At 75.0% G+C, this 15,198-nt stretch carries 14 protein-coding genes; 10 read left to right on the plus strand and 4 right to left on the minus strand.

Annotated features, from left to right (window positions below; genetic code table 11):
• Positions 1–3: 3 nt before the first annotated feature.
• Complete coding sequence (locus BKA21_RS16425) at positions 4–2,562, minus strand: DEAD/DEAH box helicase (RefSeq protein WP_373308193.1); 2,559 nt, start codon at positions 2,560–2,562, stop codon at positions 4–6.
• On the minus strand, positions 2,559–3,368 hold the full coding sequence (locus BKA21_RS16430; protein WP_239072901.1) for an aminoglycoside 3'-phosphotransferase: 810 nt from the start codon (positions 3,366–3,368) through the stop codon (positions 2,559–2,561). Before BKA21_RS16430 ends, BKA21_RS16425 begins: the two co-directional genes overlap by 4 nt.
• A gap of 101 nt (positions 3,369–3,469) precedes the next feature.
• Here BKA21_RS16430 and BKA21_RS16435 point away from each other — a divergent pair, with 101 nt between their 5' ends.
• The 3 genes from BKA21_RS16435 (at position 3,470) to BKA21_RS16445 (ending at position 6,436) form a co-directional block, all read left to right on the plus strand.
• On the plus strand, positions 3,470–5,167 hold the full coding sequence (locus tag BKA21_RS16435) for an AMP-binding protein (protein WP_170209085.1): 1,698 nt from the start codon (positions 3,470–3,472) through the stop codon (positions 5,165–5,167).
• A 91-nt stretch (positions 5,168–5,258) separates the two neighbouring features.
• Positions 5,259–5,690 carry a ribonuclease HI gene (gene rnhA / locus BKA21_RS16440; protein WP_140460283.1) on the plus strand — a complete coding sequence of 144 codons (432 nt, stop codon included), beginning with the start codon at positions 5,259–5,261 and terminating at the stop codon, positions 5,688–5,690.
• On the plus strand, positions 5,687–6,436 hold the full coding sequence (locus BKA21_RS16445; RefSeq protein ID WP_140460054.1) for an alpha/beta hydrolase: 750 nt from the start codon (positions 5,687–5,689) through the stop codon (positions 6,434–6,436). The genes rnhA and BKA21_RS16445 overlap by 4 nt, the downstream gene beginning before the upstream one ends.
• On the opposite strand, the gene BKA21_RS16450 is transcribed toward BKA21_RS16445, so the two are convergent.
• Positions 6,414–7,307 carry a 3-methyladenine DNA glycosylase gene (locus BKA21_RS16450; RefSeq protein ID WP_140460284.1) on the minus strand — a complete coding sequence of 298 codons (894 nt, stop codon included), beginning with the start codon at positions 7,305–7,307 and terminating at the stop codon, positions 6,414–6,416. The two genes, BKA21_RS16445 and BKA21_RS16450, sit on opposite strands and share 23 nt — an antisense overlap.
• A 140-nt stretch (positions 7,308–7,447) precedes the next feature.
• On the opposite strand from BKA21_RS16450, the gene BKA21_RS16455 reads away from it, so the two are divergent.
• Positions 7,448–8,092 (plus strand): pyridoxine/pyridoxamine 5'-phosphate oxidase, encoded by a 645-nt coding sequence (locus BKA21_RS16455; RefSeq protein WP_140460055.1) that lies wholly within the window; start codon positions 7,448–7,450, stop codon positions 8,090–8,092.
• On the opposite strand, the gene BKA21_RS16460 is transcribed toward BKA21_RS16455, so the two are convergent.
• The gene (locus tag BKA21_RS16460; protein WP_170209086.1) at positions 8,015–9,163 is read right to left on the minus strand and encodes a heparan-alpha-glucosaminide N-acetyltransferase domain-containing protein; all 1,149 of its coding nucleotides are present in this window, start codon (positions 9,161–9,163) and stop codon (positions 8,015–8,017) included. The genes BKA21_RS16455 and BKA21_RS16460 overlap by 78 nt on opposite strands.
• Before the next feature lie 128 nt (positions 9,164–9,291).
• On the opposite strand from BKA21_RS16460, the gene BKA21_RS16465 reads away from it, so the two are divergent.
• From BKA21_RS16465 to BKA21_RS16490, 6 genes are all read left to right on the plus strand, one after another.
• Entirely contained in the window at positions 9,292–10,107 is an 816-nt protein-coding gene (locus BKA21_RS16465) for a methyltransferase domain-containing protein (protein WP_140460056.1), read from the plus strand.
• 77 nt (positions 10,108–10,184) lie between these two features.
• Positions 10,185–10,460: a hypothetical protein gene (locus BKA21_RS16470; protein WP_140460057.1), complete on the plus strand. Its 276-nt coding sequence runs from the start codon at positions 10,185–10,187 to the stop codon at positions 10,458–10,460.
• 29 nt (positions 10,461–10,489) lie between these two features.
• Complete coding sequence (locus tag BKA21_RS16475) at positions 10,490–11,272, plus strand: fumarylacetoacetate hydrolase family protein (RefSeq protein WP_140460058.1); 783 nt, start codon at positions 10,490–10,492, stop codon at positions 11,270–11,272.
• A gap of 73 nt (positions 11,273–11,345) precedes the next feature.
• Positions 11,346–12,809: an alanine/glycine:cation symporter family protein gene (locus BKA21_RS16480; RefSeq protein ID WP_140460059.1), complete on the plus strand. Its 1,464-nt coding sequence runs from the start codon at positions 11,346–11,348 to the stop codon at positions 12,807–12,809.
• A 34-nt stretch (positions 12,810–12,843) separates the two neighbouring features.
• The gene (gene gltX / locus BKA21_RS16485; protein ID WP_140460060.1) at positions 12,844–14,352 is read left to right on the plus strand and encodes a glutamate--tRNA ligase; all 1,509 of its coding nucleotides are present in this window, start codon (positions 12,844–12,846) and stop codon (positions 14,350–14,352) included.
• Complete coding sequence (locus BKA21_RS16490; RefSeq protein ID WP_140460061.1) at positions 14,349–15,095, plus strand: HAD family hydrolase; 747 nt, start codon at positions 14,349–14,351, stop codon at positions 15,093–15,095. The genes gltX and BKA21_RS16490 overlap by 4 nt, the downstream gene beginning before the upstream one ends.
• Positions 15,096–15,198 lie beyond the last annotated feature (103 nt).

A 15,198-nucleotide genomic window follows, 5' to 3' on the forward strand; every position in this document is an offset into this window, starting at 1 on the left:
CCCTCAGAGCGCCCCGACCGCGACGACGCTGAGCCGGATCTCGCCGGCCTCGTCCGACGCGGCGAGGTCCACGACGGCGTCGATCCGCCAGTCGTGGTCGCCCGCCGGGTCGTCGAGGACCTGCCGCACGTGCCACACCCGCGCCGCGTCGTCGGCGCGCACCTGGAACAGGGCGGGACCGCGGGCCGCGGGCCCGGTGAGGACCTCGTCGTGGTCGTCCCAGTAGGGGTCGATCGCGTCGGCCCACCGGTCGGCGTCCCAGGCGGTGCCGTCGGCGTCGACGTCGCCGAGCGCGGCCAGGGCGCCCCACCGCTCGCGCGCGACCAGCTCGACGCGCCGGAACATCGCTCCGCGCACCAGCGAGCGCAGCACCCGCGGGTCCGCCGTGACGGGCGGCGGCGGGGCGTCGTCGGCGTTCTCCACGGCCGGCTCGTCCTCGGGGTGGGCGAGCCGCTCCCACTCGTCGAGCAGGCTCGAGTCCGTGCGGCGCACGAGGTCGCCCAGCCAGGCGACGACCTCCTCGAGCTCCTCGCTGCGCCGGTCCTCCGGGACCGTGCGCCGCAGCGCCCGGTACGCGTCCGCGAGGTAGCGCAGCAGCACGCCCTCGGTGCGGTCCAGCGAGTACACCTGGACGTACTCGGCGAACGTCGCCGCGCGCTCGTGCATCTCGCGGACCACGGACTTCGGCGACAGGACCAGGTCCGCGACCCACGGGTTGCTCGTCCGGTACGCCGAGAACGCCGCCTCGAGCAGCTCGGCCAGCGGCCGCGGGTACGTGACGCCCTCGAGCAGCGCCATGCGCTCCTCGTACTCGATGCCCTCGGCCTTCATCGCCGCGACGGCCTCGCCGCGCGCCTTGTTCTCCTGCGCCGCCAGCACCTGGCGGGGGTCGTCGAGCGTGGCCTCCAGCACCGAGACCACGTCGTGCGCGTACCCCGGGTCCAGCGGGTCGAGCAGGTCAAGCGCGGCGTAGGCGAACGGCGACAGGGCCTGGTCGAGCGCGAAGTTCGCGGGCAGGTCCGCCACCAGGCGCACCGTGCGGCGCCGCCCGCGCGGTGCGGACGGGTCGTCGACCCACGCGCGCTCGACGACGCCGCCGGCCCGCAGCGAGCGGTACACGTCCAGCGCGCGCCGCACGTGCCGGCTCCGCGCGCCCTCGGGCTCGTGGTTGTCGGTCAGCAGGTGCGTCATCACGGCGACGGGGTCGGTGACGTCGTCCCGGCCGCGCTGCAGCACGTGCAGCACCATCGCGTGCGAGACGTGGAAGCTCGACGTCAGGGGCTCCGGCGGGGCGTCGCGCAGCCGCTCGAAGGTCTTGTCCGTCCAGTTCACGTGCCCCGCGGGGGCCTGCTTGCGGACGATCTTCTTCAGCTTCTTCGGGTCGTCACCGGCCCGCGCCAGGGCCTTGCGGTTCTCGATGACGTGCTCGGGCGCCATGACGACGACCTCGCCGACCGTGTCGTACCCCGCGCGCCCGGCTCGCCCCGCGATCTGGTGGAACTCGCGCGCCGACAGGTGCCGCATGCGCTGCCCGTCGTACTTGACCAGCGACGTCAGCACGACCGTGCGGATCGGCACGTTGATGCCCACCCCGAGGGTGTCCGTGCCGCAGACCACCGGCAGCAGCCCCTTCTGCGTGAGCCGCTCCACGACCCGCCGGTACTTGGGCAGCATGCCGGCGTGGTGCACGCCGACGCCGTGGCGCAGCAGCCGCGAGAGCGTGCGCCCGAACCCGGGCCCGAACCGGAAGCCGCCGAGCTCGTCGGCGATCGCGTCGCGCTGCGCCCGGCTCGCGAGCGTCGTCGACAGCAGCGACTGCGCCCGCTCGACGGCCTCCTTCTGCGTGAAGTGCACGACGTAGACCGGCGCCCGCTGCGTCTGCACCAGCTCGTCGAGCAGCTCGTGCAGCGGCTCGACCACGTAGGAGAACGTCAGCGGCACGGGCCGCTCGGCGTTCGCCACCACCCCGACCTCGCGCCCGGTGCGCCGGCGCAGGTCCTCCTCGAAGAAGGACACGTCGCCGAGCGTCGCGGACATCAGCAGCATCTGCGTGCGCGTCAGCTCCAGCAGCGGCACCTGCCACGCCCAGCCGCGCTGCGGGTCGGCGTAGTAGTGGAACTCGTCCATGACGACGAGGCCCACGTCCGCGTCCGGGCCGTCGCGCAGCGCCAGGTTCGCCAGGATCTCGGCCGTGCAGCACACGATCGGAGCGGACGCGTTGACCGCCGAGTCCCCGGTCATCATGCCGACGTTCTCGGACCCGAACACCTCGACGAGCGCGAAGAACTTCTCGCTCACGAGCGCCTTGATCGGTGCCGTGTAGAACGAGCGCCGGCCCTGCGCGAGCGCGACCGCGTGCGCGGCGACCCCCGCGAGGGACTTCCCCGACCCCGTCGGCGTCGACAGGATGACGTGCGAGCCCGTCGCGAGCTCGATCAGCGCCTCCTCCTGGTGGGGGTACAGCGCGAGCCCCTGGTCGCCGGCCCACGCCGTGAACTCCTCGACGAGCGCGTCGGGGTCGTCGCCGGACGGCAGCCGTCCGGTGAGCGTCCCGCCGCTCACGACGCGTCCCACAGGAGGCGGTAGTAGGCGATCCGGACCGGGTCGGGGTCGATGCCGTAGCCGGCGTAGACGTGCTCGTCGTGGCCCGGCCCGTAGTTCCAGTTCGCGCTCCAGCCGGCGACCGCGAGGTCGGCCCAGCGGTCGGCCACGCCGAGGGTCCCGAGGTCGACGTGGCCGGTGACGGTCCCGTCGTCGTCCAGCAGCGTGTTGGGCGCGCACGGGTCGCCCTGGCAGACCACGAGGACGTCGGGCGCCGGGGGCGCGGCCAGGCGGGCGCGGGCCTCGTCGGCGTCCAGGTGCTGGTGCTCGGGCGACCAGGACGCGGGGGAGTCGCCTGCGTCGAGGTGCTCGGACGCGCGGCGCGTGCGCTCGTGCACCGACCAGGCCCAGGGGCACAGGTCGACGGGGAGCGCGTCGTGCAGCGCGCGCAGCCCGCGCCCGACGGCGGTCGCGGCCTCCACGGGGCGCTCGGCGCACCACTGCGGGTCGACGGCGCTGCGGCCGGGCAGCGCGGCGGTGACGAGCCACGACCCCTCGTCGTCGCGCCCGAGGTCGAGGACCTCCGGGACGGACGTCCACGGCCGCGCCCAGGTCAGGCGGGCCGCCTCGGCGGCCAGGTCGAGGTCCACGGCGTCCACCGGGACCCACTTGACGAACCGGTGCGCGTCGAGCCGGAACGTCAGGCCGCCCCGTGCGTTGACCCAGACGGCGACGGGATCGGTGCCCGGGGCCAGGGCGCGCACGGCGTCGGGGACCGTCACGGGTTCCGTGGGCGCGTGGGCGAGCGGGACGGTCGGCGGGGGCACCGGACGATCCTGCCACGCGGGCTCCCGCGGGCCACGGTTCACCCGCGCCACGCACAGGCTACGGACACGTAACCTACGCATCCGTAAGTTACGCTGGGGTGGTGACGATCACCCCGGACGCCCCGGTCCCCGCGGCTTGGCCCCACGGCGTCCCCCGTGAGGTCGACGTGCCCGACGAGCCGCTCACCGCGACCCTCGAGCGGACGGTGCGCGAGCACCCCGCGCGCATCGCCGTGGACTTCCTCGGCCGCACCACGACCTGGGCGCAGATCGGCGACCAGGTCTCCCGCGGCGCTGCGGTGCTGCGCGACCTCGGCGTGGGCCCCGGCGACCGCGTCGCGCTCGTCCTGCCCAACTGCACCGCCCATCTCGTCGCGTTCTGGGCGGTGCTGCGCCTCGGCGCCGTGGTCGTCGAGCACAACCCCACGTACACCGCCGACGAGCTCGAGCACCAGCTCGCCGACAGCGGCGCGACCGTCGCCGTCGTCTGGGAGCAGGCCGTGCCGCGCGTGCTCGCCGGGCGGGCCCGCACCGCGCTGCAGCACGTCGTCGCCGTCGACCTGAGCGCCGACCTGCCCACCGTGTCGCGGCTGGCGCTCGGCCTGCCCGTCCCGACCGCCCGGCGCACCCGCGCCGCCATGCGCGGTGCCGTCCCGGCAGGGGTGCCGCACTGGCACCGGCTGCTGCGCCGGGCCCGCCCGCTGCCCGAGGACGTCGCCCGGCCCGCGGGCGCGGACGTCGCGCTCATCCAGTACACCGGTGGGACCACCGGCACCCCCAAGGGTGCGGTCCTGACGCACCGCAACCTCCTGGCCAACGCCATGCAGGGCCAGGCGTGGACCCAGGCGGAGCCCGGCACCGAGGTCGTCTACGCGGTCCTGCCGTTCTTCCACGCGTTCGGCCTGACGCTGTGCCTGACGTACGCCACCCGCATCGGCGCGACCCTCGTGGTCCTGCCGAGCTTCGACCCCGCGCGCGTGCTCGCCGCCCAGCGCCGTCGCCCCGGCACGTTCCTGCCCGCGGTGCCGCCCATGCTCGACCGCCTGGCGGCCGCCGCCGAGGAGTCCGGTGCCGACCTCACGTCGTTCCGGTACGCGATCAGCGGGGCTATGGCCCTGCCGCGCGCCACGGCCGAGCGCTGGGAGAAGGTCACCGGCGGGATCGTGGCCGAGGGGTACGGGATGACCGAGACGTCGCCCGTCGCGCTCGGCAACCCCCTGAGCCGCGACCGGCGCCCCGGCTCGCTCGGCCTGCCGTTCCCGTCCACCCGCATCCGCGTCGTCGACCAGGAGGACCCGACCCGTGACGTCGCGCCGGGGGAGCGCGGCGAGCTGCTGATCGCCGGCCCGCAGGTGTTCTCCGGCTACTGGAACCGACCCGACGAGACCGCCCACCAGCTGCTGGCCGACGGCTGGCTGCGCACCGGGGACGTCGTGCAGGTCGAGGACGACGGGTTCGTCGTCCTGCTCGACCGCATGAAGGAGATGATCGTCACCGGCGGGTTCAAGGTGTACCCCTCGCAGGTGGAGGACCACCTGCGCACGATGCCGGGCGTCCGTGACGTCGCCGTGGTCGGAGAGCCGGCCGGTGCCATGGGCGAGCGCGTCGTCGCCGCCGTCGTCCTCGACGAGGGTGCCTCCGGGGTCGACCTGGCCGCGGTGCGCGCCTGGTGCGAGACGCGGCTGGCCCGCTACGCCGTGCCGCGCCGCCTCGTCGTGCTGCCGGACCTGCCGCGCTCGCAGGTCGGCAAGGTCCTGCGCCGCGTCGTCCGCGACCAGCTGCCCGCCCAGACCGCCTGAGCCACGTCGTGCCCGCAGCCCGCGCCCTGGGCCGTACGGTGTGCGCGTGAGCACGCACGACGACACGCACGAGGACCGGCCGCAGGTCGAGATGTGGACCGACGGGGCCTGCAAGGGCAACCCCGGGGTCGGGGGATGGGGCGCGTGGATGCGCGCCGCCGGGCGGGAGCGCGAGCTCTTCGGCGGCGAGCCCGTCACCACCAACAACCGCATGGAGCTCACGGCCGTCATCGAGGGGCTCCGTGCGCTGACGCGCCCGTGCGACGTGCGCCTGCACGTCGACTCCACCTACGTCATGAACGGTCTGACGAAGTGGATCCACGGGTGGAAGCGCAACGGCTGGCTGACCGGTGACAAGAAGCCGGTGAAGAACAAGGAGCTGTGGCAGGCGCTCGACGCCGAGGTGGCCCGGCACGCGGTCACGTGGGTCTGGGTCAAGGGGCACGCCGGCGACCCGGGCAACGAGCGGGCCGACCAGCTCGCCAACAAGGGTGTCGACGCCGTGCGCGCGGGAACGCTGTGACCGCCGCGCCGCCCCCCGCGCTCGACGGGCGCGTGACCGTCGTCGCCGCCGAGGGTCGCGGCGCTGGTCCGCGCCCGCTCGTCCTCGTGCTGCCGGGCGGGGGGTACCGGATGACGGCCGCCCACGAGGGGGAGCCCGTCGCGCGGTGGCTCGCCGGCCTCGGCGTGCACGCCGTCGTCCTCCGCTACCCCGTCGCCCCCGAGGGGTCGACGGGACCGCTGCACCCCGCCCCGCTCGACGCCGCGCGCGCCGCGGTCCGCTGGGTCCGGGCCGGCGGCACCGGCCTCGACGTCGACCCCGCCCGTGTGGGCGTCCTCGGCTTCTCCGCCGGCGGGCACCTGGCCGCGACCTTGTCGACGGTGGGCGACGAGGACGCCGACGCCCGGCCCGACGCCACCGTGCTGTGCTACCCGGTCGTCTCGCTGGAGGCCGAGGCGCACGAGGGCTCGGTCGAGGCGCTGCTGGGCCAGCACGCGGACGACGCAGCCCGGGCGGCGCTCTCCGCCGACCGGCGCGTCAGCGGCTCCACGCCCCCGGCGTTCGTGTGGCACACCGGCGACGACGGTGCCGTGCCCGTCTCCAACGCCGTCCGCTACGCCCAGGCGCTGTGGCTCGCGGGCGTCTCCGCCGAGCTGCACGTGTACCCCACCGGGCGGCACGGGCTCGGCCTGGCCGACGACGCCCCGCACGTCGCCACCTGGACGACGGCGTGCGCGGAGTGGCTCACCGGCCTCGGCTGGCGCTGACCGCCCCGGAGGCGCGGAGCAGGCGGGTGCGCAGGGCCTGGGACTCGGCGGCGAACGCCCGCTGCGCCGCGACGTACTCGGCCTTGCCGTCGGGGGTGTCGATCTCGACCGGTGCGAGCCCGTACGTCGTGCAGTCGTACGGCGAGGCCCGCATGTCGAGCACGCGGATGCGGCGGGCGAGGTCGAACGCGTCCAGCAGCAGGTCGCCGGGCGCCAGGGGGCCGAGCTTGAGGGCCCACTTGTACAGGTCCATGTTCGCGTGCAGGCACCCCGGCTGCTCGAGAGCCGGCTGGGTCGCGCGGGTCGGCTGGAGGGTGTTGCGGGGGGCCGCGGCCGGCGTGAAGAACCGGAACGCGTCGATGTGCGTGCAGCGGATCCGGTGGGCCTCGACGACGGCGTCCGTGCCGTCCTGGCCCAGGCGCAGCGGCAGGGGGTGCCGGTGCTCACCCTGCCGGTAGACCATCGCCCACTCGTGCAGCCCGAAGCACCCCGTCGCGGCGGGCCGCGCTCCGGTGCGCGCCACGAGGTCGGCGACGAAGCGCACGCCCTCGCCGCGGTCGGCGAGGAACGCCTCGACGTCCAGGCCGACCGTGCCGTCGTCGTGCGTCCGGTACCAGCGCCAGCCCGCGTGCGGCGGGGGACCGTCCGGCCCGGGCGCCAGGCGGACGCCCGCGCCGGGGTGCCAGCGGCGCAGCTGGGCGGGCCGCGTCGGGTAGTACTCGTAGAGGAAGTCCTCGATCGCGTGGCGCTCGTGACGGGACCGGCGCTCGCGGTGCCCGACCGTGAACGCGTCCGCGCGCGCGGCGTGGGCGTCGGCCAGGGGCTGCCAGGCGGCGGGCTCCAGGACCGTGGGTCCGGCACCCGGGGGCAGCGTGCCTGGCGACGTCACGCCTGCCGACGTCGCACCGGCGGGTGCTGCGCCGGGCGGGCTCGTCGGTGCGGGGGCGTCCACCGGACCAGGGTAGGTCGGTCCGTCTCGCCGGGGTGCCGCCGGTGCGGCAGGGTGGCGTCGTGCGTCACGAGCTGCGGTCCCTGCCGGCCCTGACGGGCCACGCCCCCGAGTTCGACCCTGGGGAGGTGCCGTCGGACCCGTACGACCTGTTCGCGGACTGGTTCGCGCACGCGCGCGACGCCGGGGTGCCCGAGCCGCACGCGGTGACGCTGGCGACCGCGGACGCGGACGGGCGGCCGTCGTCCCGGGTGCTCGTGCTCAAGGACGTCGGACCGGACGGGTTCGCGTTCGCGACCGACGCGCGCAGCGGCAAGGCGGCCGACCTGGCGGTCAACCCGCAGGCGGCGCTGACGTTCTGGTGGCAGCCGGTGGTCCGGCAGGTCCGGGTCGAGGGGGTGGCGCGGTACCTCGGCGACGAGGCGTCCGCCGCCGACTACCTGGCGCGCTCACCCGCGTCGCGTGCGGCCGCGCTGGGCGTGCGACCGGGGGAGCGGCTCGGCTCGGTGCGGCAGATGCGGGACGCGATGTCGGCCGCGCGGGAGCGCGTCGACGCCGATCCCGGCCTGGTGCTGCGGGAGTGGCAGGCGTGGCGCGTCGAGCCGCGCCGGCTGGAGTTCTGGCAGGGCTCACGGGACCGGGCGCACGTCCGTGTCGTCTACACCCGCACCGCCGGCACCTGGTCCCCCACCCTCACCTGGCCCTGACGTCTCCCGCCGGACCTGCGGCCGGGCGGCGGCGGGGGTGCGGGGCGCGCGCGGGGGCAGAGGGTCGGGGGTCGTGTCGGCGGCGCGGGTCGAGACGGTGTGCACGAGGGCCTCGAGGGGGCCGCGGCCCACCACGGCGTGCCACGCCCAGCACGCGGCAACGGTCACCGCGCAGAAGGCGGCCCACGTGGACAGCGTCGGTGCGTAGACCAGGTCGGTCCCGAGCACGGCGAGGACGACGAGGTGGCCGCAGTAGGCGGTGAGGGCCAGCGCGCCGGTCGCCGTCACGGGTGCCAGCGCCCGGGGCCAGCGCACCCCCACGGCCAGGCACGCGGCGACCACGAGCAGGGCGGAGCCGGTGTTGCCCAGCACCTCGAACGTCGTCGAGGAGTGCGGCTCGGCGGTGACGAGGGCCGGCGGCAGGCCCAGCGGGCGCACCGCCCACGCGCCCCCGTGCCCGACGAGGACCAGCGCGGCCCCGGACCCCGCGAGGAGGAGATGGGTGCGCCCCGCCCGCAGGTCGCTGCGCCCGACGGCGACGCCCACGAGCACGTACGCCATCCACACCACGGCCGGGTAGTAGTCGTTGAGCAGCACCGCGACGGGGTCGAGCGGCTCGGCGTCGGTGACGACCACGCCGGCGAGCACGAGCCGGGCCAGGGGGCCGACCAGCGCGACCGCGCCCGCGACGGCCAGCAGCGCGCGCCGCGGCCAGCGCAGCACGAGGGTGCCGGCGGCGAACAGTCCGCCGTACACGGCGAGGATCACCACGACCGGGGTGCCGAGCCGCACGAGGAGGGCGCCCAGCACGACGAGCAGGGCCGCGCGGACGAGGATGCGCAGCCGGGCCTGCACGAGCCGGGTGCCGCGGACCGGGTCGTCGCCGCCCGAGAGCAGCGCGAGCCCGACGCCCGCGAGGAGCACGAACAGCGCCGAGGGGCGTCCGTCGGCGAGCTGGCTCCACCCGCCCGGCGGCACGGTGCGCCAGGCGTCGTCCGGCCCGACGTGGGCGGTCAGCATGCCGAGGATCGCCAGACCCCGTGCGGTGTCCAGGCCCACGATGCGTCGCACCCGCCCACGGTAGGGTGCCGCGGCGCCGGGCGCGCCGTGCCGGACGCTCCCGCGCCCACGGTCCCAGCATGTGAGCGTCGGTGTCCCGCTGGCTGGGCAACGGGTCCGCCGCGGTCCTACAGTGCCCTGTGACCTCGCGATCCGACGTCTACACGCACGGGCACCACGAGAGCGTCCTGCGCTCGCACCGGTGGCGCACCGCCGAGAACTCCGCGGCCTACCTGCTGCCGCACCTGCGGCCCGGGCTGCGCCTGCTCGACGTGGGCTGCGGGCCGGGCACCGTGACCCTCGACCTCGCCGGTCGCCTCGACCCCGGCGAGGTCGTCGGCGTCGACGCCTCGCCCAGCGTCATCGAGGCCGCGGCCAAGGCAGCCGCCGACGCGGGCACCACCAACGTCACCTTCGTCGTCGGTGACGCCTACGCCCTCGACGTCCCCGACGACTCGTTCGACGTCGTGCACGCCCACCAGGTGCTGCAGCACCTGTCCGACCCCGTCGCCGCGCTGCGCGAGATGCGCCGCGTCACCCGCCCCGGCGGGATCGTGGCGGTGCGCGACGCCGACTACGACGGCATGGCCTGGTACCCCGCGTCGTCCGGCCTCGACGAGTGGCTGACGCTCTACCACGAGGTCACGCAGGCCAACCGGGCCGACGCCGACGCCGGGCGCAAGCTGCACTCCTGGGTCCGCGAGGCCGGGTTCGACCCCGCCGGCATCCAGCCCGGTGCGAGCGCGTGGTGCTACGCGACCCCGCACGACCGCGTCTGGTGGTCCGACCTGTGGGCCGACCGCTGCGTGCGGTCCAACTTCGCCGCCCAGGCCATCGAGCACGGGCTCGCCGACGAGGTCGGCCTCGAGCAGCTCGCCGACGCCTGGCACCAGTGGGGCACCCACGAGGACGCCTGGTTCTCGATCCTGCACGGCGAGGTCGTCGCCCGCGCCTGAGCCCGCGCCGCGCGCCGCCCGGGCCTCCCGCACGGGCGCCCGCTCTGGCATCCTCGGCGCCGGGAGGGGGTGGTCGCGTGACGGCCAGGACGTGGTTCACGGTGGGGACGGCGGTCGCAGGCGTCGTCGCGGTGGTGTTCGCGACGGTCGGCGACGGGGTCGTGGTCGACGACGCGACCGGGCTGCGCAAGGTCGTCGTCGACCACGCGCACACGCTCGTGTGGGTGCTCCTCGCGCTCGCGCTCGGCGCCGCCGCGGTCGCCGGCCGCTGGACGGCCCTGTCCCAGGTGCTCGCCGTCGCCGCAGGCATCACCTACGGGACGTTCCTGCTCAGCGTCTTCGTGCTGCGCTGAACCGCCCGCGCACCTCCTAGGGTGGGGGCGTGCGCATCGCCAGGTTCACCACAGGGTCCGACCCCCGCTACGCGCTCGTCGAGGGCGCGCCCGGGCACGAGGAGCTCGTCGTCATCACCGGCGACCCCATCTACACGCCCGTGCAGCCCACGGGCGAGCGGGTCCGCCTCGACCAGGACGGGCTGCGGCTGCTGGCCCCCGTCATCCCGCGGTCGAAGATCGTCGGCGTCGGCCGCAACTACGCCGCGCACGCCGCCGAGCACGGCAACGAGGTGCCCGCGCGCCCGCTGCTGTTCCTCAAGCCCAACACCTCCGTGATCGGCCCCGACGACCCCGTCGTGCTGCCCGAGTGGACCGAGCACGTCGAGCACGAGGCCGAGCTCGCGGTCGTCATCGGCAAGGTCACCAAGGACGTGCCCGTCGAGCGCGCGCTCGACCACGTCTTCGGCTTCACCGTCGCCAACGACGTCACGGCCCGCGACATCCAGAGGTCCGACGACCAGTGGACCCGTGCCAAGGGCTTCGACACGTCCTGCCCGCTCGGCCCCTGGGTCGTGCCCGGTCTCGACGTCGCCGACCTCGCCGTGACCGCCCGCGTCAACGGCGAGCCCCGCCAGGACGGCCGCACGTCGCAGATGGTCTTCGACACCGCCTACCTCGTCTCGTACGTCTCCGAGGTGTTCACCCTCCTGCCCGGCGACGTCATCCTCACCGGTACCCCCGCGGGTGTGAGCCGCATCGAGCACCGCGACGTCGTCGAGGTCGAGGTCGAGGACATCGGGGTGCTGCGCAACCCCGTCGTGCGACGCTGACACCGCGTCCCCGCTGGTCGCCCCGCCGCGACGCCCCTAGTCTCCTCGGACAGGCGTCACGGGGGGTGGCCGCATGGACCTGCAGGTCGGCATCGACTGGCTGACGAACGCGCTCTACACGTACTGGCTCGTCTACCTGCTCGTCGGCGTGGGCCTGTGGTTCACGCTGCGCACCGGGTTCGTGCAGGTGCGGCTGTTCCCCGCGATGCTCCGGCAGGTGGCGTCGTCGCGCGAGGACGCCGCGGGCGGGATCTCCTCGTTCCAGGCGTTCACCGTCGGCCTGGCCTCTCGCGTCGGCACCGGCAACATCGCCGGGGTCGCCGTCGCGCTGACCCTCGGCGGACCCGGCGCGATCTTCTGGATGTGGGTCGTCGCGGCCGTCGGCATGGCCACGGCCTTCGTCGAGGCCACCCTGGCGCAGGTCTTCAAGGTGCGCGTCGCGGACGGCACGTACCGCGGCGGCCCCGCGTACTACATCGAGCGCGGCCTCGGCTCGCGCCGCTGGGGCGCCGTGTTCGCCGTGCTGCTCATCCTCACCTTCGGCTTCGCGTTCAACATGGTCCAGGCCAACACCATCGCCGACACCTTCGCCGCCGGCCACGGCGTGCCCGTCGCGTGGACCGCCGTGGGCCTCGTGGTCCTGGCCGCCCCCGTGCTCTTCGGCGGCGTGCGGCGCGTCGCCCGCGTCGCCGAGGTCGTCCTGCCCGTCATGGCCGCCGCGTACCTGCTGCTCGCCCTCGTGGTCGTCGTGCTCAACCTCGGGGCGGTGCCGGACGTCGTCGGGCAGATCCTGCGGGGGGCGTTCGGGCTGGACAGCGCGCTCGCGGGCACCGCGGGCGGCCTGCTCGCAGCGGTGCTCAACGGCACCAAGCGCGGCCTGTTCTCCAACGAGGCCGGCATGGGGTCGGCGCCCAACGCGGCCGCCACCGCGACCGTCAGCCACCCGGCCAAGCAGGGGCTCATCCAGTCCCTCGGCGTCTTCGTCGACACGATGCTGGTGTGCTCGGCGACCGCGTTCCTCATCCTGCTGGCCGGGCCCGAGGTGTACTCCCCGGGCGAGACCGACCAGTCCGCGGGCGCCGCGCTGACCGCCCAGGCGGTCGCACACGAGCTCGGGGGCTGGACCACCGCGCCCATGAGCGCGCTGGTCTTCGCGTTCGCGTTCTCCTCCGTGCTGGGCAACTACTCCTACGCCGAGGTCAACCTCACGTTCCTCGGCATCCGCGGCAGGGCGCTGAACGCGCTGCGCACCCTCGTGCTCGCGTCCGTCGGCGTCGGCTCCCTGCTGGCGCTCACCACGGTGTGGGCCCTGGCCGACATCGCGATGGCGCTCATGGCGACCGTGAACCTCGTGGCGATCCTGCTGCTGTCGCGGTGGGCGCTCGGCGTGCTCGCCGACCTGCGGGCCGCCCGGGCGGCGGGGACCGATGCGCGCTTCGTCGGCCACGGCAACCCGCACCTGCCCGGGGACGTGCCCGGCGACGTCTGGGCCGCCGGCGCCCGTGACGGCCAGGAGCCGGTGCGCTCGCTAGGCTGACCGCGTCCGTCCCCGTCCCACCCCGAGGTGTCCTGTGCCCGCCAGCAGTCCCGTCCGCGTCCGCTTCTGCCCCTCGCCGACGGGGACGCCGCACGTCGGGCTCATCCGCACGGCGCTGTTCAACTGGGCCTACGCCCGGCACGTGGGTGGCACCTTCGTCTTCCGCATCGAGGACACCGACGCGGCCCGCGACTCGCAGGAGAGCTACGACCAGCTCCTCGACGCGCTGCGCTGGCTCGGCCTGGACTGGGACGAGGGCGTCGAGGTCGGCGGCCCCCACGAGCCGTACCGGCAGTCGCAGCGCGGCGCGCTGTACGCCGACGTGGTGGCGCGCCTCGTCGCGGGCGGGCACGTGTATGAGTCGTTCTCGACGCCCGAGGAGATCGAGGCCCGGCACAAGGCCGCCGGCCGCGACCCCAAGCTCGGGTACGACGGGTTCGACCGCGACCTGACCGACGAGCAGAAGGCCGCGTACCGCGCCGAGGGTCGCGAGCCCGTGCTGCGCCTGCGCATGCCCGACGAGGACGTGTCCTTCACCGACCTCGTCCGCGGCGAGGTCACGTTCAAGGCCGGCTCGGTGCCCGACTACGTGGTCGTGCGCGCCAACGGCCAGCCGCTGTACACCCTGGTCAACCCCGTCGACGACGCGCTCATGCAGATCACGCACGTGCTGCGCGGCGAGGACCTGCTCTCGTCGACCCCGCGCCAGGTGGTGCTGTACCGCGCGCTCGTCGACGTCGGCGTCGCGACCGCGGTGCCGCAGTTCGGGCACCTGCCGTACGTCATGGGCGAGGGCAACAAGAAGCTGTCCAAGCGCGACCCCGAGTCCAACCTCTTCCTGCACCGCGACCGCGGCTTCACCCCCGAGGGCCTGCTCAACTACCTGGCCCTGCTCGGCTGGTCCATCGCCCCGGACCGGGACGTGTTCACCGTCGAGGAGATGGTCGCGGCGTTCGACGTCGCCGACGTCAACCCGAACCCGGCGCGGTTCGACCAGAAGAAGGCCGAGGCGATCAACGCCGCGCACGTGCGCCTGCTCGCGCCCGCCGACTTCCGCGACCGCCTCGTGCCCTACCTGCACGCCGCGGGCCTCGTGCCGGCCGCGACGTTCGCGGCGCTGCCCGCGGACCAGCAGGCGCTGCTCGACGCGGCGGCGCCGCTCGTGCAGGAGCGCATGACGCTGCTCGGCGAGTCGGTCGGCATGCTCGGGTTCCTCTTCGTCGCCGACGACGCCGTCGAGGTCGCCGAGGACGCCCGCGCGGCCCTGCGCGAGGAGGCGCCGCGGGTGCTCGACGCGTCGGCCCGCGTGCTCGGCGAGCTGCCGGCCGACGCGTTCACGACCGAGGCCACGCAGAACGTGCTGGCGGCCGCGCTCGTCGACGGGGACACCGGCCTGGGCATCAAGCCCCGGTTCGCGTACACGCCGCTGCGCGTCGCCCTCACCGGGCGCCGGGTCTCGCCGCCGCTGTTCGAGTCGATGGAGCTGCTGGGCAAGGACGCGACCCTGGCCCGCATCGCCCGGCTCCGCGCGGACCTGGCGTGACCGGCGCGTCCGTCGACGGGGTCCTGTTCGACATCGACGACACGCTCGTCGACACCCGGGCGGCCTTCGCCGCAGCGATCGGGCAGGTGCTGCGCACGTACGTGCCCGGAGCCGACGAGGCGACCGTCGGCCGGGCCCTGGCCGCCTGGCGGGCGGACGCCGGCGGCCACTACCGGGCGTACACCCGCGGCGAGACGACGTACCGCGCGCAGCGCATGACCCGGGCGAACGAGCTGCACGCCGCGTTCGGCGGGCCGGTGCTCGACGACGCCGCGTACGACGTGTGGGACGAGGTCTTCGAGTCCGGGTTCGTGGGCGCGTGGGCCGCGCACCCCGACGCGCACGACGCCCTCCGACGGGTGCTCGACGCCGGTCTCCTGGTGGGCTCGCTGACGAACGCGGCGACGGACTACCAGACGAGCAAGCTCGTCCGGGCCGGCCTGGACGCGCACCTCGAGGTGCTCGTGGGCGTCGACACCCTGGGCATCGGCAAGCCCGACCCGCGGGTGTTCGTCGAGGCGTGCCGCCGGCTCGGCACAGAGCCCGCTCGGACCGCCTACGTAGGCGACGAGTTGGATGTAGATGCTCTCGGGGCGCTGCGTGCAGGTCTTATTGGCATCTGGGTTGATCGGCCAGGATCGCGGCGTGTGGACGTGCCGCCCCAAGACGTCGCGGCAGCCCGGGCCGCGGGCGTCCGGGTTATCGCCTCGCTCTCCGAACTGCCCACCGCCCTCGGCGCCTGACGACCAGTGCTGGCGACGGAGACAGTTTCGGCTGGTGAGTACAGCAGACGACGGCCGCACAGTCGAACTGAACGAGGGCTGGACGCCGCCTCCGTGGAGGAGC

It is taken from the genome of Cellulomonas oligotrophica, from assembly GCF_013409875.1.
Classification (GTDB): domain Bacteria; phylum Actinomycetota; class Actinomycetes; order Actinomycetales; family Cellulomonadaceae; genus Cellulomonas; species Cellulomonas oligotrophica.